Origin of the sequence: Sorangium sp. So ce406 (assembly GCF_051474675.1) — a bacterium.
Lineage (GTDB): Bacteria > Myxococcota_A > Polyangia > Polyangiales > Polyangiaceae > Sorangium > Sorangium cellulosum_G.
In genome coordinates, this window is the sequence record NZ_CP150340.1 from 3,518,280 (window position 1) to 3,537,517 (window position 19,238).

Genomic DNA, 19,238 nt, shown 5'->3' on the forward strand with positions numbered 1-19,238 from the left:
GCCGCCGGCCGACCGGCCGGCCGACCCGACCGCGGTTGCGACCGGCCCTCAAGCGGCCACCCGGCCCCCCCACCCAGAGCCTACCGTGGTTGCAACCCGGCCCATGCCGAGCTGGCCGCGGTTGCGCCGAAGCGAAGAGCCGTCCGCAGGAGGTGCCCCTGCGCGAGCACGAGGACCGCCCTGAAGTCCGTGTGCGCGTACAGGGCCGCAGTGGAGGAGCCCGACCGTGGTTGCGTCGACCCCGATTTGAGAGCAACCGCCTCGCGCGAGGTGCCTACGCTGCTGCGAGCTCCCCATCGTTGACCGCAACCCCGTGAAACACACGCATCCACCATGTTCCCACAGGGAAAACCGCGGTGCGTATGCCTGCTCGCCAATGCTCCAGCGAACGGCGGTAGGCGGCGCGAAATGCCCGCATCGCAGCAATAGCTGCATCTCGTGCATGCTTACGCCCCCGGCCCACCGCAAACGTCGGATTGAGCTCTCGAAGCGGCTCGAGGCTCATCGCGCGTTCGTAGGGTGAAACCTCGCACGCGCGAGCGGCGCCGAGGAAGTCAAGTTCCTTCCGTTGCGCGGCTGTACGAGCCTGCTTCTCATGCTGCTCCAGCCTGTGTGTGATCTCGCGGCGAAACCGGTCGACATCGCCAGCTTGTACAGACGGCGGAAGCGTGATCGGAAGTGCGGCCTCTTCGGGCCACTGTGGGTTCTTCGGGTTGAAATAAGCCTCGGGGCGTTTCGCGTGAAGTATGCCGCAGCCGATCTCGCCTACGAGCACCTTTGCTCCTGGCCATTCGTGTGCGTGCTGCACGAGGCCAGCGGTTACTGGATTTGCGAGGGTATAAGCTATCTTGTCCACAAGCGCATCCCGTGTTGCTAAGTGTACCACGCTCGTCGCCCCATGGTCCCATACCGGGCCATCCCACGCGCGCAGGACCTTGGTTCCGAGCGCAACAAGGCGATGGAACTGTTGAAGAAAGCGGGGGAGCTCACCACGGGTATCGGTAACAACGAGATGAAGGTGTGTGGACATCACGCAAAGCGCGTGTACGAGAATCCCATAGTGGCGAGCTGTTATGGTCAGGGTGTAAATGACGAGCTGATTAATGGCTGAATCGGGACGCAAGAGGAAGTGTCTTCGTAGGACGCGGCGCGTGAGGAGATAGGTAGCGCCGGGGACGATTGCGCGGGGCTGGCTCATGGTCGGCTGGGAGATATCAAGCGCCGTGCCAGATTCGAAAAGAGGCTGATTTTCGAAGATGTTGACGTCCGCACAGCGTCCGCACGGGTGGCGGCCGCCACCCTCTCCGCCACTTTCGCCACCCAAGACGGGTCGCGCAGGCCGGGTGTGTCATCGGGCGGCCGCGATTGCCCGTTCGCTGTCGATTCCGTATCGTCGATCCCGCAACATGGGTCGGATTGCCGCCATGCCCAGCGGTTGGTGATTACCGAAACGTGGCTGGGTAGCTGCCTCGGCCGCGGCCGCTGCCTCGGCCGAGGCGCAACCTGGGTTGGCTTGCTGCTACAGGCGGACTCCGCCCCCTAGCAATGCCCCCCATACGGTCGCCCCGCGTTGTCCCGCGAGGCCGAACGGTGCGTCGAGGTTGACAGCAACCTGGGACCGAACGAACACCGCATCGAATTCCGCGTTCACAAAGAAAATCGCCGACCATTGCGAGAAGTCTCGCCCAGCGATCGTCTCTGATTGCGCGAGCATCTGCACCCGCAGCCCGGGTGTCAGCGGGCCCACCCTGACGGCCGCATGTGCGGCGGCCACGAGCGCCAGCCGCGACGGATTCGAATTCACGGAAACGAGCATCGCGGGATTCAACTCGGCGCCGACGAACACTGACCGCGACAGCTCCGTCCTGCTGCGAAGCAACAGCGCGATCGGGATCACGTTCGGCGCCCATATCCAGTAATCCGCGAAGCCGCGCGCGGCCGCCGCGACCGCATAGTTGTACTCAGCCTCCGTGTTTTCCGGGATTGTGCCGGGAAACGTCGTCACCAGCGGAGCAACCCCGAGCCCGGCGTGAATCGAGCGCTTTCCCTCCTCGAGCAGCGTCGCCTGCACCGTCACGAATGGATTCCCGAAGCGAAACGACGAGCGCCGCGCCTCGCCTTCCACCTGGAACGTAGTCCAGGCCGAGGTCACGTCCGTGGTTGCGGTCAGCCAACGGTTCAGGCGAACGCCCGCCCCTACCTGCGGCGCGACATGGACCGTCGCCAGCTCGCTGTTCTGCGGCGAAGCAGTAAAAGTACTGTACAACGCAACATAGCCCCGGTCGGCAGGCCGCATCGGCATGTCGCCCGTCCCCTGGGCCCAGCTCGGGGTCGGGGCAAGGGCTCCACCCACGGCAACCACGGTGACCGCGAGCGCGCGCCCTCTCCGGCTCACCTCATCCTCCGGAACTTCTGCACGCCGCGGCCCCTCAAGCTCGTGACATAGACGCTGCCGTCCTGCCCCACTGCAATGCCGTGCCCCCAGTCGATCTCCCCGGGACCGTCTCCCGACGTGCCCCACCGGTCCACGGTCTCTCCACCCAGGTTGAGCCGCAGCACATGCCCTCGAGGCCGCTCCGGGTCCTGGTCGCCCCCGTCAACCACGTAGATATGCCGGTCTGGCCCGAAGGCGATCGCCCAAGGCCGCCCCAGCGCGGCGCTCTTCCATTGCGCAAGGTAACGGCCGTCCGCGCTGAAGATCTGAACTCGCGCGTTCTCTCGGTCCGCGACGTAGACCCTTCCCTCGTCGTCCGTGACGATGCCGTGGGGCGTATCGAACTGTCCGCGACCGAACCCCTTCTCGCCCCACTCCGACAGGAACTCGCCGCTCTCGGAGAAGCGGGCGATGCGCGCATGGTTGTAGCCGTCCGCCACGTAGACATCGCCGTTCAGGCCGAAGGCCACGTTCGTGGGCCGGTCGAGCTGCTCCGGGCTCGTCGCGCACCCGAGCCCCACGAGCGGCACGAGGATCCACGCGCCCGCGCGCATCATGGCGCCTCGCCGAGGCTCATGACCAGCCCCCCCTGCGCGGTCAGCTTGAAGACACGGTTCTGCTCGGAGTCCGTCACCCACACGAAGTTGTTCCGATCGACCTCGATGCCGTGCGGATACATGAACAGCCCTTCCCCCCATGCGTCGAGCAGCTCCCCCGACTCGGGATCGAAGACCAGGATGGTCGGCTCCGTGATCAGCGCGTCGTTCCCTGAGGCGCGACCCGCCGCATGGCTGACCAGCACCCGCCCGCGCGCGTCGACCGCGACGTCGAGCGTCGGGCCGAACACCATGCCCTCCGGGACGCGCGGCCATCCGTCCACCACCTCATAAGGGCCCAGCGGGGCGTCGTCCGCCGCAGGCCGCCGCGACGTGCACGCTCCCGCGAGCGCGACCGCCGCGAGCGCCAGGCACACCAGCCGGCGGCCTCCTGCGCGGTGGGCCGCCGGCCCCATCGAATCATCGCGAAGCAAGCTCATACCAGCAGATGATAACAGTGTTATCCTGCGGGAATCAACAGGGGAGCGATGGATGTGGCAGGATTGTGGGCATGGGTGTGAGGGACGCCGATGAGCCGGTCGAGCGCGTGTTCCAGGCGCTCTGGGAGGGCCGGCTGACGCGGGACGACCTGACCGCGCGCAGGATCGCGTCGTTTCTGGGCCAGACGACGATGGTGCTGTACCACCACTTCGGCTCGCTCGATGGGTTCCTCATCCGCGTCGATGGCGCCGGATGGCGGCGGCTCGCGGAGCTCCTGGAGGCGCGGGCGCGCGCTGGCGCCGATGCGCGGGCGATTGCTGTCGGCTACGTCGAGTTTGCGCTGCGCCATCCGGACCTGTACTGGCTCATGGCCGAGCGCCGCTTCGACCGGGCCGGCCTGCGGGAGCAGGGGCGCCTGCGGCTCGCGCGCCCTCTGTGGAGCAGCTTCGTGGGGCTGTTGGGCCGTTACGGCAGCGCGCGGCCGGCGGAAGACACGCACGTCCTCTTCGCGGGCCTCCACGGTATCGCGATGCTCACCCTCAGCGGACGCGCCAACCTGGGCGAGGACCCCACCCTGGGCGAGGATCCCGCGGGTGAGGCCCCCGAGGACCGCAACCTGGGTGAAGTCCCCGAGGACCGCAACCTGGGTGAGGGCCCCGCGGGGGAGATCCTCGCCGTTGACGCCAACCCGGGTGAGGCCCTCGCGGGTGAGGCCCTCGCCGCCGCCGGAGCCAACCCGGGTGAGGCCCTCGCGGGTGAGGCCCTCGCCGCCGAGGCAGCTGCCTTCGCCGCTGCGCGCCGCCTCGCCGATCTCGTGCTCCCCGCCCGTCGCCGTGAGCCGCCTCCTCGACGGCGCCGCACCTGAGTCGGCCCCTCCTCCAGCCCATCCGCGCCCGACGAACACGGCGCCCGGTCCGCTGCCCGGAAGAACGGGAAACCCTGTCGAGGCGGAGCCTCCACGCCGGGCGCATCTCCCGCTGAAGCGCGCCGTGCGCCGAAATCGCCCGCAAAACGACCGCAGCGCATCGCGGCTAGCCGCTGTACGGGCCTCGTGGATGTGGGGGAAATCGGCACGTCCTGCGAGCTCGCGGCATCTATCTCTGTTCGGAGGTGCTTATGCGCGCGCGACGCAGGGTCGCTTGGTTGCTCAGCGGGGGGCTGCTCACCGCCGGCGCGGGGTGTGCCAGCGACGAACCGGAGGTGCTCGGCGCCGCTCGCCTTGCGGTCGCCGCTGGCGCGGACCGCGCCGTGCACGCGCCCGACGCGCTCGGACCCCAGCACGACGCGGCCATCGCCGCCAACGCCGACGCCAGCATCCTCGTCGCCGCGTACACCGATCCGCGCGGCGCGCTCGCCAGCCCGATCAGCCTGTCCGGCGTCGCGCGCTCCGCCGACGGAGGACGGACCTTCTCCGAGGTGCTCGGCCCGAACGGCGAGGCCGCGCTGCCCTCGGCCGCCGGCGGCCAGGTGCTCGGCGCGCCCCGCGTCGTCCACGATGCGCGCCGCGACGTGTTCGTCAGCTCGTCCACCTACGTTCGCCCCGCCGACGGCCTGCAGGGCCTCTGCCTCCACGCCTCCAGCACCGGCAGCGCCGCCGGGACCTCCTGGTCCGCGCCCGTCGAGGTGACGCCCGCGTTCGTCGCGGGGGAGAGCGCCGAGCAGGCCTCCATCGACGTCGACGCGGCGACCGGGCGGCTCTCCGCAACCTGGGTCCAGCGCGGCGCGGGCGCTCCCCGGATCCTCTACAGCCACTCCGACGACCTCGGCCAGACCTGGTCGGCCGCCGCGGCGCTCGCGCAGGCGCCGGCCGGCGGCGATCTCGACGGCCCGAGCGCGCGCGTCCTCCCGGGGACGACCGACGACGACGCGATCGTCTACGCCGTCTGGCGCGCCATCGAGCCCGGCACCGCCCTCCGCAACATCGGCTGCCGCCGCTCGACCGACGGTGGCGTCACCTGGGGACCGACCGTGCTCCTCGACGACACCGGCTACCCCCCCGAAGACCTGATCCCCGGCGTCGACCACGTCAGGAGCTCCCCGTCGATCGACGTCGACGCCGCCACGCAGCAGGTCTACGTCGTCTACCAGCGGTCCGGCGACCAGGGCACGGGGGACATCGCCCTGCGCACGTTCACGGGCCAGTGCGCCTCCGGCCCCCCCGTCCTCCTCAACAGCGATCCAGGGCGCGATCGGGCCCAGCTCTTCCCCTTCGTCGCCGTCGATCGGTCGACCGGCACCGCGCACGTCGTCTTCTACGACCAGGGGGTCGCGACCTCCGGCGACCTGACCGAGGTTGTGCACACGGCGTCGGTCGATCAAGGCGCCACCTGGAGCCCGCCCGCGCCGATCTCGGACCGCCCCTTCCACGCGGGCCACGGCAACGACGCCAGCCGGCCGAACCTGGGAGAGCGCATCGGAGGCGTCGCGCTCGCCGGCGAGCTCTACACCGTCTTCAGCAGGGCGGGCGACGCACCCAGGTTCGATGAGGGGCAGCCGGCGTCGGCCTCCCTGATTGCGCCGAACGTCTATCTCGACACCCTCGACGAGTTCGTGCGCGTCCCCCCGCTGCGCGCCGCCGGCACCCGGATCGCGGACCCGGCTTGCGGCGCCCTCGCGAACGAGCGCATCGACCCGGGGGAGCTCGTCGAGGTCGGCGTCTACCTGGAGAATTACCTCGCCAACCCGGTCTCCGGCAGGACGACCGTCTCCGGGGTCGCGGCCACCCTCGCCACCGAAACGCCCTCCGTGACCGTCGTGCGGCCGAGCGCGACCTACCCCGCGATCGAGCCGCTCCGCGTCGCCGCGAGCGACGCGCCCTTCCTCCTCCGCACGGACCGGGATTTCACCCCCGGAGCCCCGATCGACCTGACGCTCACGGTGAGCTCCGATCAGGGCACGATCGCGCTGTCCATCCAGCTCGAGACCGGCGGCCCGGGGACCCCGGACGTCCTCCTCCGCGAGGATTTCGACGCCGCGAGCGCGCCCGCGCTGCCCCCCGGCTGGCAGTCGGAGCGCGCCGGCGGGCCGGCCTCCACCTCAACCTGGGTCGTTTCGCAGACGCTGACGCCCGGCAACAACGCGGCCTTCCACGACGAAGAGCCAACCACGGCGCACGTCGCCCTCGTGTCGCCCGCCGTGACGATCCCGGAGGGGTCCGGAAATTCCAGTGTCACGCTCGATTTCGACCTCACCTACGAGCTGGAGGACGACCCGCAGAAGCTCGTCCAGGCGTTCGACGGACTGACGTTGCGCGTCGAGGACCTCACGGCCGGCGCCGCGCCGCGGGCGGTCCTCGCGGAGGCGTTCGCCGAGCAGATCGTGACGGGCGCGCGCCACCACTTTCCCAAGCACCTCCCGGCCCGGGACGACCCCGACTACCTCTCGGATCAGTCGGTCTGGTCCGGCAGCTCCGGCGGGAGCAAGCGGGTGTCGATCCGCTTCCCCGGCGAGGGGATGCGCGGGCGGACCGTCCAGCTCCGCTTCGACTACACGCAGGACGACAGCCAGATCTGCACGGACGTCGGGCGCAGCGGCCCTTGCGGTGTCGCGATCGACAACGTCGTGCTCGCGGCGGTGCCGGTCGCTTCCGGGGCCTGCGGGGCGGATCTGGCCGTCACGCTGACGGACGCGCCGGATCCGGTGTCGCCCGGCGCGCAGCTCACCACGACGATCACCGTCGCCAACGAGGGGCCCGGCGACGCGACCGACGTTGAGGTCACGTCCGTCCTGCCGGAAGGGGCGAGCTTCGTCAGCGCCTCCGGGGCCGACTGGACGTGCAACCTGGGTGAGGACGGGCTCGTGTGCCGGCGCGCGTCGCTCGCCGCCGGGGCGAGCGCGTCGATCGCGGTCACCGTGGTTGCGCCCGCGCTCGCCGCCGAGGTCGAGACCACGGCGGAGGTCACCGCGCGCGAGCACGATTCCGACCCGGCGGACAACGAGGACAAGGAGGAGACCGTCGTCTCGATACCGGCCCGTCTGACCGGGTTCATGACCGTCCTCACCGACCGCGAGGCCAGGGACAACGCGGTGTATTCCGTGCTCATCCACAACGCGGGGGGGCGGCAGCAACCCGACAACGCGGGGTTCGAGTTCGTCGACGTGCTCCCGCCGGAGCTCGGGCTGAACGGCGCGTTCGCGGAGAAGGGCGCGGTCTCGTCCGACCCCGCCACCAACACCGTCGGATGGAACGGGACGGTCGAGCCCGGGGAATGGGTGCTCATCACGATCGACGCGAGGATCTGGCCGCTCACCGAGGGGCTCGACGTGGTGAACCAAGGCACCCTCTCCTTTGACGCTGACTCGGATGGCATCAACGAATCCAGCGTATCCACGGACGAGCCGCTGTTCGCCGGCTCCGCCGATCCGACGGTGTTCACCGTGTTGCCTGCGATCTGCGGAGACGGCGTGCTCGGGCGGGGCGAGGAGTGCGACGACGGGAACGCGATGAACGGCGATTGCTGCTCGGCGCTGTGCGCCGCGGAGCCGCCGACGGTGCTCTGCCGCCCCTCGGGCTCGCTCTGCGATCCGGGGGAGTACTGCGATGGCGCAGGGCGCTGCGCGGACAACGTGCTCCTGCCGGACGGCGCGTTCTGCGGTGACTTCGACATCTGTAATGGTATCGAGCGATGCTTCGAGGGCTCTTGTGTGAGCGACGCCCCTCTCGACTGCGATGACGGGGATCCGACGACCACCGACGAATGTCATTATTTCTTCGGCTGCCGCAACACGCCGACCTCCGCGCCCGATGAAGGTGCCGGGGGCAGCGCGGGCAGCGCCCACGGAGGAGGGCCCGCGGAAGATCCGGCCGGCGGCGGCGGCGCAGGGGATGGCGCCGCGGGAGGGACGGCGGAAGGCGGCGGCGGCGCCGGGGGCGGCCGCGACACGAGCGGCGGCAATGCGGGAGGATCGGCCCCGGGCGCGGGAGGATCGGCCCCGGGCGCGGGAGGATCGGCCCCGGGCGCGGGAGGATCGGCCCCGGGCGCCGGCGGGGAGTGCGGCGCCGACGGCAGCGGCGGCGCCGACGGCAGCGGCGGTGCCGGCGGCAGCGGCGGCGCCGGCGGAGATGCGGCGGGTGGGGAAGGGGAGGCGGGCCACGCCGAGGGCGGCGCGCCCCCCGGGCCGTGCTGCTGCCTCAGCTTCCGCTGCAGCTACGCCGCGATGGGCGGCGCGACCGGCCACGCGCCGGGCGCGGCCCGCAACCCCGCGCTGCTCGGCCTCCTCCTCGCGCTCGGCATCGCGCGTCGCGCCCGCCGCCGCCAGCGCTGACGGCCGCGTCCGCGCGCGCCGTCCCCCGAGATCACTTGTAGAGGAAAACCCCCTTCAGGTCCTCGGTCTGCGAGATGGGTGTGCCGTCCTTCTTCGATGTGGCCCGGAACTGATAGATCATCCCCGAGACCAGCTCTGGACCGCCATACTCGACGGTGACGTTCTCGCTCCCGGACACCCTGGGCACCTCCAGGTCCTCCCAGATCTTCTCCCCGAGCGCGTCGAAGAGGCTCACCTCGTACATGTCCTCGCTGGAGTCGTCCTCGAAGACGAACGTCGGTGTCCCGCTGACCTCGTCCATCCTGCTCGCGCCCGGCGAGACGACGGCGAGCGCGCCCGTCACCTTGAACGACTCCTGGACAGCCTGATCGCCGCCCGCGACCGTGATGCGCACGATCTCGGTGCCGCCGATCGACGTGTCCGGATCCCGCACGAGCGCGTCGTTCTCGAACGCGGCGAGGATCACGTACTCGCCGTCCGGCACCCCGGCGATCGAGAACTCCCCGGTGACGTTGCCTTGCCGGAGCCCCCTCGGGGTCTCGCCGCGCGCGGTCGCCTCGTCGAACGTATCGGCCACGACGAGGATGACCGAGGTCGCGCTCCCCCCTGTCGCATTCACGATCGCGACCTTGCCGCTCACGACCGCCGTGGCCTCGCCGGTCGCATGCAGGTCCACGCCCGTCGTCTCCTTGCCCGCGCTGACGGTCGCGCTCGCCGTGTCGAGCGCGAGCCCGGCGCCATAGCCCCTCACCGTGACCTCGCCCGCGGCCACGTTGAAGATCGTGTAGCTGCCGTCGAGATCGGCCGCGCCCGTGGCGCCGCCCGCGACGAGCAGCGTCCCGCCCGGCTCGTCGGCGTGGACGACGCCGGAGACCGAGCCGAGCCCATCGCTGTCCGCGAGCGGCAACAGCGCGATCTCGGTGGCCGCCGACGCGACGGAGAGCGGCGTCCCCGCCGCGGTCGAGAGATCGATCGGCAGCGCCACCCGCGGCGCCTTCGGGAAGGTCTCGTACGCGAGCGCGTCGGCGCGCAGCGTGACATCGGTCTTGACCGGAGCGCCGTTCGCGTCGCGCCGGGCCGGCACGGCGAGCTCGTAGGTCCCGTCTTCCTTCGTGACCGCCACCCGGGAGATCACGGCGTCGTTCGCGTCGCGCGCCAGCACCCGCGCGCCCGCGATCGCCTTGTCGTCGAGCGAGTTGTAGACACGACCCTTCAGCGTCACCGGCGCGAAGCACGCGGGCTCGGCCCCCTCCACCTCCTCGCACACCTGAGGCGCGGCGCACCCTGTCTGTTCGGACACCGAGCAGCTCTTCGGCTGATCCTCGTCGTCTCCGCCACACCCCACCCCGATCAAGGCGCAAAGCACCCCAGCAGCCATCGAGCGCATCACCATGGACTGGTCTCCTTTCAAACTCTCTTTCGTCGCAGGTCAGCTCGTCGGCTCGCGGGCTATCGGCGCCGCGGCCCCGGCTCACCCCCGACTCGCACGGAGGCAATACACCACAGGTACACAGCGAGCACAGAGGAGCGCCATCACAGCTCCTCATGTATCCTGCGTTCCTCGTGGTTCGCTCCCCGCCCCCGAATCCAGGGAGAAAACGACGGATGAAACGTCAGTTCACAACGGGCTGGCAGCAGCCGGTGATACAGTAGTGGTCCGACGCACAGGGATCCTGGCCAGCGAGCCCGCACGGCTGGACCCCCGGCGCGCACTGGCCCCCGGAGTCGCCGCCGGACCCGCTGCCGCCGGTCCCGGGCGCGCCGCCGGCTTCGCCGCCGCCGGCGCCGTCGCCGCCGGCGCCGCTGCCGCCCGTGCCGGTGCCCGTCTCGAAGCAGTCGGCGGGGAGCGTGTCCTTGCCGAGGCACAGCTCGCAGCGGCCGCAGTGGTTGAGGCAGGCGTCGACGGGGGTGCAGGGCTCGCAGCGGCTCGGGTCGGAGATGCCGTCGCGTGAGCACGAGCCTTGGCCTGTACCGTCGGCGTCCGAACCGAGCCAGACATAGAGGCCGCTGCCGGCGGGCAGCTCGCAGCAACCGAAGCAGTCGCAGCCGTTCGGCGTGAGCGGGCCGCAGGTGTCGTGGCAGAGGTCCGACTGCTCCATGTTGAGCTCGCTACAGCTCCTGCCCTGGGCGCCGGGCGTCGAGGCCGCCGGGTTGTAGGCGCACATCGTCCCGTTGATGGACTCGGGGTGATAGCCGGGCGCGACCTCGTTCGGATCGCACTGGTGGTTCCAGTGACAGTCGTCGTTGCCCGATCCGGAGTCCTGATCGAAGTAGCAGTCGACGGTGCACGCCGGCCCGGCCTGGCCGGGGATCCCGCCGTAGTAGCTGTCCTCGGTGTTGTCGCACGGGCCGAGGCAGTCCGGATCCTGCGAGTCGAGGAGCCCGTCGTCGTCGTTGTCGATGAGATCCCCGCACTGGTACGTCTTGCCCTGGCACGTCACGATGGTCGTCGGGGTCGGGATCACGCCCCCGCCCGCCGTGCCGGTGCCGGCTCCAGCCCCCCCACCGCCGCTCGCGCTGCCGCCGCCGCTCGCGCTGCCGCCGCCGCTCGCGCTGCCGCCGCCGCTCGCGCTGCCGCCGCCGCTCGCGCTGTCCCCGGCGCCCGCGCCGCCGGACGGGGCGGCGCCGTCGACGGCGCTGTCGCTGCAGCCGGCGCCGAGGGTGAATCCGAACAGGGTGGTCAGGAGTGAAAAAGAGAGCGGCAGAACAGGGCGCATGATGTCTCCGGATGTGGCGCCGGCGCTCCCATCCCCAGCGCGGGCTGCGGAGCGGTGTTCCGGCGCGTTCAGCCAGAGCAGTTACACCGCCGCAACGCCACGGCTCACGAAAATGCATGACAGTGAGTCGGCAGAGCCCGCCCGCATCCGGAGCTGGCCGTGGGGCGACAACCCACCTTGTGTTTCAGGGCGCCACCGAGAGGGCTGCCTCTCTAGCTTTCCCTCTCCCCTGTCGTCTCTGGTGTCGTGGCGGTTCCATTCACCTTCGTCGGGACGCCCACCCGGAACGCCGGATGAGGCCCAGCGCGGCCGCGAGGAGCGCCGCGAGGCCGACGGGCGCGCCGCCGCCGCCGCCGCGCTGGAACGCGCACACGAGGCCGGATGAGACCTCCGGCTCCGTCGGATCGGCGCCGCCCGCGCCGCTCCCGTCGCAGGCGTCGCCCGTCCCGTCGGCGTCGCCGTCGGCCTGATCCGCGTTGGCGACGCGCGGGCAGTTGTCGTCGCCGTCCGGCACGCCGTCGTCGTCGTCGTCCTCGTCATCGACGTCGCACGCGTCCCCCTGATCGTCGTCGTCGCCGTCGGCCTGATCGGGGTTCGCGACCGCGGCGCAGTTGTCCGACGCGTCCAGCACGCCGTCGCCGTCGTCGTCGTCGTCGCACGCGTCCCCCTGACCGTCGCCGTCGCTGTCGGCCTGATCGGGGTTGGGCTCCTCGTCGCAGTTGTCCGCCGCGTCGGTCAGGCCGTCGCCGTCCGCGTCGTCGCAGGCATTCCCCACCTGGTCGTCATCGGAGTCCGTCTGATCGGGGTTCGGCGCGTCCGGGCAGTTGTCCGCCTCGTCCGCGATGCCGTCGCCGTCGCGGTCGACGTCGGCGGCGAGGTCGCACACGTCGCCGCGGCCGTCGTCGTCGCCGTCGGCCTGGTCCTGGTTCGACACATGCTGGCAGTTGTCCTCCGTGTCCGGCACGCCGTCGTCGTCGTCGTCGTCGTCGCAGGCGTCGCCGAGCTCGTCGCCGTCCGTGTTCTCCTGGAACAGGTTGGGCACGAGCGCGCAGTTGTCTTCCCAGTCGACCAGGCCGTCGTCGTCGCTGTCCGGATCGCAGGCGGTCCCGATGCCGTCCCCGTCCGTGTCCTCCTGGTCCGGGTTCGGATCCGCCGGGCAGTTGTCCTCCGCGTTGAGCAGCCCGTCCCCGTCCGCGTCGATGTCCGGCTCGCAGTAGTCGCCGACGCCGTCGCCGTCCGCGTCCTCCTGGTTCGGATTGCGCGTCGTGGGGCAGTTGTCGCAGGCGTCACCGTGCTTGTCGTCGTCCGCGTCCTCCTGGAGCGGGTTCGCCGCAGCGGGGCAGTTGTCGACGTCGTTGGCGAGCCCGTCGTTGTCGTCGTCCGCTCCGGTCGCGTTGTCGTCGCAAGGATCGCCGATGCCATCTCCATCGGAGTCCGTCTGGTCCGGGTTGACGAGGCTCTCGCAGTTGTCGTCATCGTTGAGGACGCCGTCGCCGTCGAAGTCGTCGTCGCAGGCGTCCCCGAGCGCGTCGCCATCGAGGTTCGCCTGATCCGGATTCTGTACAGAGGGGCAGTTGTCGTTCGGATCGGCGACCCCGTCGAGATCGGTGTCGTCCTCCGCCCATACCGCCGCCGGCACGAGCAGCGCCATCAGGCCGGCCGTGAGCCCCACCCGCCACCGCCGACCGCGCGACCCCACGCCCCATGTCCCCGCACGCTTCATCGCGCCTCCGTCCTTCATGGCGACAGCTTCGTCACGAACACGTCCGTGCCCTCGCCGCCCTCGAGCTGCTTCTCGCCGAACCGCACGTTCCCGGTGAACGCGCCGGTCACGAACACCTGCCGCTCCCGGTCGACCGCCACGCCGGTCGCGCGGTCCGCGCCCGACCCGCCGAAGCGGTGGCTCCACCGGTAGCCGCCCTCGGGATCGAGCTTGGCCACGAACACGTCGTCGTCGCCCGCGCTCTCCACCGGCCCGCCCGCGAGCGCGGCCTCCCCGCGGAACCCGCCGACAACGAGCACGTCGCCCGTCCCGTCGACGAGGAGCTGCCCCAGCGACGCGCCCCGCTCGCCGATGACCCGGCTGTAGCGGTGCTCGCCCCGCGGACCGAGCTTGGCCACGAACACCGCCTCCCGCGCCTCGGCCGTCCGGGGGCCCCCGCCGAGATCGATCGTGCCGCCGAACTCGCCGCCCACGATCACGTCGCCCGCCCCGTCCACCGCCACGGCCCGCGCCCGCTGCAGCCCCGCGTCGCCGAAGCGCTGGCTCCAGCGGTGCTCGCCGAGCGCGTCGAGGCTCGCCACGAACACGTCGAGATCCCCGGCGCTCTCCAGCGGCTCGCCGCCGAGGTCGAGCGTCCCGCCGAAGTCGCCGACAACGACCGCGTTGCCGTTCTCGTCCACCGCCACGGCGCGCGCCTGCTGATCGAAGCCGTCGCCGAAGCGCCGGCTCCAGAGCGGCGCCCCGTCGGCGTCGAAGCTCGCCACGAACACGTCGCTGCCGCCGGCGCTCTCGAGCCGGTCCCCGCCGATCGTCAGCACGCCCGAGAAGCGACCCGCCACGACGATGCGCCCCGTCGCGGTCGCCGCCACCCCCGTCGCCGCCTGGAAGCCGCGGCCGCCGAGCGGCTGCAGCCACAGCTCCCGCCCCTCGGCGTCGAGCCGCGCGACGTAGCCGTCCCGCCCGCCGGCGCTCGTCCGCGGCGCGCCGCCGAACTCCAGCGTCCCGGAGAACTCCCCTGCGACGAGGAGACCCTCGTTCCCGTCCGTCGCCAGCGCGTTCACGATCTGCGGGTCGAACGCCCCGAACCGCTTCAGATCGAGCCCCGCCCCGTCGTCGGCCGCGAGCCGCGCCCAGAAGACGTTCTCCACGCCGATCGGGGTCACGCTCCGGTCGTCGAGCGCCACGCCCTCCGCCGCCGTGAGCCTGCCGAGGAGCGCCGCGGCGCGGTCGTCGGCCACGGCCACGCTCGCCCCCGCCAGCTCCCCGTCGCCCCCGAGCGCGCGCGCCCACTGCACCTCACCGCCCGACGGCGGCGCGCCGCCCCCCGCGCCGCCGGCGCCCTCGGGAGCCGGCAGGCTGAGCTCCGGCGCGCACCCGAGCGCCGCCCAGCCGAACGCCGCGCCGGCTGCAGTCAGGCGAGATATTTGTGTCCACATCAGAAAACTCCCTGCCAGACCACGCCGCGCGCGGTGGGGGTGACGAGCGGCACGAGCGACGCGGCCCGATCGGCGCCCGCGGCGCCCGCCCCGGGCCGCAGGAGGATGCCGCCCACCGCCGCGCCCACGCCGGCGAGCCCCACGGCGCCGAGGGTCAGCGACAGGCCGAGGCTCCGGTTCCAGCGCGCCCGGAGCGCCTCCATGCTCTCGAAGTCGTGGACGCGCCGGTCGCACACGGAGCCGGGGCAGTCCTTCTCGACCCGGTCGCGCGCGGCCGCGTGGTCGATCGCGAACGCCACGCTGCCCCCGAGCGCCGCGAGCCCCACGCCGCCCGCCGCCCACGCCCAGAGCGGCACCGGCGCGCGGGGCTCCGCCGGCGCGCCCGCGGGCGGGGGCTCCACGCCGACGGGCGCCGGCTCCGTCGCGCTCCCCGGGACGAGGGCGATGCGGACCTCCACCGGCGCGCGCTCCGCCTCCTTCAGCGTCACCTCCTGCCGCTCGGTCCGGAAGCCGGGCGCCGTCACCACCACCTCGTGGCGACCCGGGTTGAGCTTGCGCGGATAGGGCAGCGCCGCGCGCGGGATCGGCTGGCCGTCGACCCGCGCCTCGATCCGGTCGAGCGACGCGCCCTCGACGCGCAGCACGAGCGACGGGATGCGCGCCTCGAGCTGCTCGACGAGCGCCGCGGCCGCCGCCCGCGCCTGCGTGAACGCGGGGGGCTCCTCCTTGCCGAGGGGCAGGTGGACGACCTCGTACGCCGTCTCCCGGGCCTCGATCAGCCGGCCGAGCGCCTCGTCGGCGCGCGCCAGGTCGAGCCCCGTCGTGGGGACGCGCACGAGCGCGTGGGCCGCCTGGAAGTCCGCGCGGGCGCCGGCGACGTCCCCGGCGTCGCGCTTCTTGCGCCCCTCGATGAGGAGCGTCCGCGCTGTCTGACGATCGGCCGCCGTGGGCTCGGCCCGCGCCGGGAGCGCCCCGGTCACCGAGAGGACAGCCAGGGCTATGCCTGCGGCGCGGGAGGCGCGAGGGCGCAGCAAACTCATGTCATCACCAAGCTGCCGGGACCACCCCGGACCACCCGGTCATGCTCGCACGCCGCTCGCGCTAGGGTCAATCAGGTGGCCGGGCGATTCTGAGGCACGGACACGGCCGATACAGGGACGGGGACGACCTCCGGCGCCCGCGGCGGCGTCACGGAATCTCCAGCGCCGGCGGGCGCCTCGAGCGACGCGGCCGGCGCGAGATCGGCCGTCGCGGGGCCGCGGAGCACCCGGCCCATCGCGTCGAAGCGCGCGCCGTGACAGCGGCAGTCCCAGCTCCGCTCCGCGGGATTCCACGACACGACGCCGCCGAGGTGGGAGCACATGGCCGACATCGCGTGGAGCTGCCCCTGCGGATCGCGGTAGACGGCGAGCTTCTTCAGGCCCCTGCGCACGACCGCGCCGGAGCCCGGCGCGATGTGCGCCGCGTCGTCGACATCGCCCTTGCCGAGCCACGAGGCGTACTGGCACGCGACGTTGAGGTTCTCCTTCACGTACTCGGAGACCGCGGCCAGGCTCAGGTTCACGCGCGTGGGATCGAAGACCGACGCCAGCGGGTTGTCGCGGCCCTGCACGAGATCCGAGATCACGAGCCCGGCGATCGTCCCGTGGGTCATCCCGTTGCCGCAGTCGCCCGTCGAGATCAGGATGCGCGAGCCGCTCTTGACCCGGCCGATGTAGGCGAGCCCGTCGACCGTCTCCATCACCTCGCCGGACCAGCGGTGCAGCACCTCGCCGGCCTGCGTGAAGCGCTCCCGCGCCCACGCCTCGAGGCGCGCGTGGCGCTGGTCCGCGTCGCTCGCCTGGCCCGTCTTGTGGTCCTCGCCGCCCACGATGAGCACCTCGTCGGGGCCGTCGGCGCCGTCGACGTTGGCCAGGCGCACGTAATGGAACGGATCGGCCGTGTCCCAGTAGAGGCCCGGCGGGACGGCGCCTCGGGGCATGCGCAGGCCGATGACGTACGTCCGGTAGCCGGCCTGCTTCATGTGCACGCTGATGCGGGGGATGAACGGCGAGTTCGTGGCGAGCACGGCCTCGCTCGCGACGATCTGCCGCCCGCGGGCCGTCTTGACGACGACCTTGTGAGGCTCCGCGTCCTCGTCGACGTCGGTCACGTGCGCCAGGGTGTAGAGCTTGCCGCCGTCGCGCTCGATCGCCCGCGCGAGCCCCGCGAGGTACCGGCGGATATGGAACTGCGCCTGATCGGGGAAGCAGACCGCGGGCCCGGTGTCGAAATCGAGCAGCGGCGCCCGGTCGACGTAATGGACCGAGCCGAGCCCGGCGCGGTGCGCTGCCTCGATCTCGTCGCGGAGCGCGCTCGGGGGCGACCCCGGGGCCGTGTAGAGATAGCCGTGCACGCGCCGGAAATCGCAGTCGATCTCCTCCTCCTTGACGATCCGCTCGATGGTGTCGATCGCCGCCGTGTGGCCCCGCGCCGCGCGGCGCAGGTGGCCCGCGCTGTGGAGCTTCGCGAGCGACGCCCAGCGCCTGTCGAGCGCGTGGGTGATGTGCGCGGTGGTGAACCCCGACTCGCCGCCGCCGACCGCCCCGTTGTCCAGGACGACGACGCGCTTGCCCGCCTTCGCGAGGAGATACGCCGTCGTCAGCCCGGCGATCCCGGCGCCCACCACGCACACGTCCGCCGTGTGATCGGCCGCGAGGGGGGCCATCGGAGAGATGACAGCGTGGGTCCAGACGGTGTTCTTGTCGTAAGCTCGATCCGTCATAATGTCTCCACGGGTGGACGCCCGGGGCTGCACCCCGGCGCCGGTTCATCGGTGATCGATCGTATCCGTCGTGTCCGTCGGTCGTGGTGTCGGTCGTCGCGATCGTGTCAATCGCCTCCGGAGAGGCGTCGTGAAGGAGAGACAGCCCCGCGCGTCACGAGTCGCGCCTCGACAGGGTGACCAGCAGCCCGTAATGGTCGGAGAAGCCGCTCTTCACCTTCTTCTTGCCGGCCTCGATGGTGAGGCTCGAGCGCATGATCTGGGTCCCGGACACCTGCCCCTCGAAGCCGCGCAGGAGGACGTGATCGATGAGGAGCCCGCGGGTGCCCTTGCCGCCGTCGAGGGGATTGTCGAAGCAATACGTGCACTTCGCGTCATCCTGGGACGCGTAATGGTTCACGAACCCGCGCGCGAGGAGCCGGTCGTAATGGGCGGGCAGGCGCGCCGAGATCGAGGGCGCGATGGCGGGGCCGGTGTTGAGATCGCCGAGGAGGAGCGTCGCGCCGCGGCCGCCCGTCTTCCGGTCCACGTAGGCGAGGAGCGCGTCGATCTGCGCCGACTGGTCCTTCTGCCATGACGTGTTGCGGGGGTGCGGCACGCCCTCCAGGCTCGCCGTGAGGTGGGTGCAGAAGACGTGGAGCTCGCCGATCGACGGGGGCGAGAGCCGGGTGTAGAGCACGGCGCGGCGGTCGATCGCGGACGGGAGCACGAGCGAGTCGCGCTCGAGGATCTCGGCGTTCGTCAGGACGGCCGTGCCCGAGGCCCCGGAGTAGGCCTCCGGGGCCGTCGCGCCGCCGGCGCGCGCGGGGGGACGCACGCCGGCGGCGCTCTTCGGTTGCGTGCGAACGCACGCTTGCGCAAGCTCGTCAGGCCCCTTCCGCGGGTTCGCGGCGAGGCAGTTGAAGCAATCGGGCGACAGGCTGGTGAGCCTCGCCGAGCAGCTCTGGAGGAGGCACGGCAGCAACGCGTGCTGGGTCAGGCCGGCGCAGCGCTGCGCCGCGCACGCCACGAGCGGATCGGTCTCCTGCCTCGAGCACCCTCCGTCCTCGTGGCCCGGGGGCAGCCGGAACGTGCCGGGCAGGGTGCTGGACGTCGCGGCGACGAGCTTCTGCCAGTGCTCCTCGAGCCAGAACTCCTGCACGCAGAGCAGGTCGACGGGCTGCCCGGCGAGCGCGCGGATCAGCGGCTCCGCGCGCTCGTCCACGTACTTCAGCACGCCCATCGCGAGCCCGCCGTTGTAGGTGGCCACGCGAAATGGCGTCGCTGGCTCCGGCCCGGCGCCCTCGCGCGCCGCGCCCTCCGGCGCCGCGGGCTGCGGCGCCGCGGCCTGCGGCGGGGCGCCGCCCTCCGGCGCGCCGGCGCTCTCCCGCGCGCGGCCCTTGTCGCCGCCGCAGGCGAGGAGCGCGAGCGCGCAGAGGAGCGTTGCGCTCCGAAGCAAGGCCTTCCGCATCAGGCTGCTGGACTATGCAGGTCGCGTACCTCGCTTCATTTGGAGCGAGGCGGGGCGTAATCGGCGAGAAGTCGCCGCGCGGCAGCGACAATCGGGGTGAGGCATTCCGCCACGATGGGGCAGGCCTGCACCGCGCGTGGGCGTGCGAGTCGACGCACGGCTGCGAGCCAGCGGAGCTGCGCGAAGGCGCGACGCTCGCGCGAGGTCGGAGCGCGCAGCGGGGTGAGGGCGATCGCCGCTGTCGCGCCGCGCGCTCGGGGCGGACGCGAAAGGTAGCAGGATGTCGCTCAAAATTGGCCAGGCACCAGCTTGATTCGATCCGCGCACACGCGTACTCCAGCCTTTGCGGCACGGCGGATGAGGAGGTTCGAAAGCCCACAGCGGCGGGCAGCGAACCCTGGCTCCACCGAAC

Annotated in this window: 13 protein-coding genes; 2 read left to right on the forward strand and 11 right to left on the reverse strand. The window is 71.9% G+C overall.

The window, feature by feature from the left end:
- Nucleotides 1-274 precede the first annotated feature (274 nt).
- The 4 genes from WME96_RS13175 to WME96_RS13190 all read right to left on the reverse strand — a co-directional run bounded on the left by WME96_RS13175 (nt 275) and on the right by WME96_RS13190 (nt 3,470).
- Nucleotides 275-1,198 carry a transposase gene (locus tag WME96_RS13175; protein ID WP_437290480.1) on the reverse strand — a complete coding sequence of 308 codons (924 nt, stop codon included), beginning with the start codon at nt 1,196-1,198 and terminating at the stop codon, nt 275-277.
- 321 nt (nt 1,199-1,519) lie between these two features.
- Nucleotides 1,520-2,302, reverse strand: a complete 783-nt coding sequence (locus WME96_RS13180; protein WP_437290481.1) for a hypothetical protein — start codon at nt 2,300-2,302, stop codon at nt 1,520-1,522.
- A gap of 89 nt (nt 2,303-2,391) precedes the next feature.
- Nucleotides 2,392-2,991: a hypothetical protein gene (locus WME96_RS13185; RefSeq protein ID WP_437290482.1), complete on the reverse strand. Its 600-nt coding sequence runs from the start codon at nt 2,989-2,991 to the stop codon at nt 2,392-2,394.
- A complete protein-coding gene (locus WME96_RS13190) occupies nt 2,988-3,470 on the reverse strand; it encodes a hypothetical protein (RefSeq protein ID WP_437290483.1) in 483 nt (160 codons plus the stop codon). The genes WME96_RS13185 and WME96_RS13190 overlap by 4 nt, the downstream gene beginning before the upstream one ends.
- 107 nt (nt 3,471-3,577) lie before the next feature.
- On the opposite strand from WME96_RS13190, the gene WME96_RS13195 reads away from it, so the two are divergent.
- Nucleotides 3,578-4,336, forward strand: coding sequence for a TetR-like C-terminal domain-containing protein (locus tag WME96_RS13195; protein WP_437290484.1), 759 nt, complete (start codon nt 3,578-3,580; stop codon nt 4,334-4,336).
- Nucleotides 4,337-4,614: 278 nt separating this feature from the next.
- Nucleotides 4,615-8,736, forward strand: coding sequence for a CARDB domain-containing protein (locus WME96_RS13200; RefSeq protein ID WP_437290485.1), 4,122 nt, complete (start codon nt 4,615-4,617; stop codon nt 8,734-8,736).
- Between the two features lie 31 nt (nt 8,737-8,767).
- Here the strand turns inward: WME96_RS13200 and WME96_RS13205 are convergent, their stop codons facing one another.
- The 7 genes from WME96_RS13205 to WME96_RS13235 form a co-directional block, all read right to left on the reverse strand.
- Nucleotides 8,768-10,036 (reverse strand): hypothetical protein, encoded by a 1,269-nt coding sequence (locus WME96_RS13205; RefSeq protein ID WP_437290486.1) that lies wholly within the window; start codon nt 10,034-10,036, stop codon nt 8,768-8,770.
- Between the two features lie 313 nt (nt 10,037-10,349).
- On the reverse strand, nt 10,350-11,453 hold the full coding sequence (locus tag WME96_RS13210) for a hypothetical protein (RefSeq protein ID WP_437290487.1): 1,104 nt from the start codon (nt 11,451-11,453) through the stop codon (nt 10,350-10,352).
- Nucleotides 11,454-11,712: 259 nt separating this feature from the next.
- On the reverse strand, nt 11,713-13,176 hold the full coding sequence (locus WME96_RS13215; RefSeq protein ID WP_437290488.1) for a thrombospondin type 3 repeat-containing protein: 1,464 nt from the start codon (nt 13,174-13,176) through the stop codon (nt 11,713-11,715).
- A gap of 14 nt (nt 13,177-13,190) precedes the next feature.
- Complete coding sequence (locus WME96_RS13220) at nt 13,191-14,612, reverse strand: hypothetical protein (RefSeq protein ID WP_437290489.1); 1,422 nt, start codon at nt 14,610-14,612, stop codon at nt 13,191-13,193.
- Entirely contained in the window at nt 14,612-15,652 is a 1,041-nt protein-coding gene (locus WME96_RS13225; protein ID WP_437290490.1) for a hypothetical protein, read from the reverse strand. Before WME96_RS13225 ends, WME96_RS13220 begins: the two co-directional genes overlap by 1 nt.
- 71 nt (nt 15,653-15,723) lie before the next feature.
- Nucleotides 15,724-17,376, reverse strand: coding sequence for an FAD-dependent oxidoreductase (locus WME96_RS13230; protein WP_437290491.1), 1,653 nt, complete (start codon nt 17,374-17,376; stop codon nt 15,724-15,726).
- 154 nt (nt 17,377-17,530) lie between these two features.
- The gene (locus WME96_RS13235; RefSeq protein WP_437290492.1) at nt 17,531-18,814 is read right to left on the reverse strand and encodes an endonuclease/exonuclease/phosphatase family protein; all 1,284 of its coding nucleotides are present in this window, start codon (nt 18,812-18,814) and stop codon (nt 17,531-17,533) included.
- Nucleotides 18,815-19,238 lie beyond the last annotated feature (424 nt).

What these genes read in the sequence shown, in the direction of transcription:
- WME96_RS13220 (WP_437290489.1), bottom strand. Translation starts at nt 14,612, where the DNA reads ATGTGGACACAAATATCTCGCCTGACTGCAGCCGGCGCGGCGTTCGGC.
- WME96_RS13215 (WP_437290488.1), bottom strand. Translation starts at nt 13,176, where the DNA reads ATGAAGCGTGCGGGGACATGGGGCGTGGGGTCGCGCGGTCGGCGGTGG.
- WME96_RS13230 (WP_437290491.1), bottom strand. Translation starts at nt 17,376, where the DNA reads ATGACGGATCGAGCTTACGACAAGAACACCGTCTGGACCCACGCTGTC.
- WME96_RS13210 (WP_437290487.1), bottom strand. Translation starts at nt 11,453, where the DNA reads ATGCGCCCTGTTCTGCCGCTCTCTTTTTCACTCCTGACCACCCTGTTC.
- WME96_RS13180 (WP_437290481.1), bottom strand. Translation starts at nt 2,302, where the DNA reads ATGCCGATGCGGCCTGCCGACCGGGGCTATGTTGCGTTGTACAGTACT.
- WME96_RS13190 (WP_437290483.1), bottom strand. Translation starts at nt 3,470, where the DNA reads ATGAGCTTGCTTCGCGATGATTCGATGGGGCCGGCGGCCCACCGCGCA.
- WME96_RS13175 (WP_437290480.1), bottom strand. Translation starts at nt 1,198, where the DNA reads ATGAGCCAGCCCCGCGCAATCGTCCCCGGCGCTACCTATCTCCTCACG.
- WME96_RS13225 (WP_437290490.1), bottom strand. Translation starts at nt 15,652, where the DNA reads ATGAGTTTGCTGCGCCCTCGCGCCTCCCGCGCCGCAGGCATAGCCCTG.
- WME96_RS13185 (WP_437290482.1), bottom strand. Translation starts at nt 2,991, where the DNA reads ATGATGCGCGCGGGCGCGTGGATCCTCGTGCCGCTCGTGGGGCTCGGG.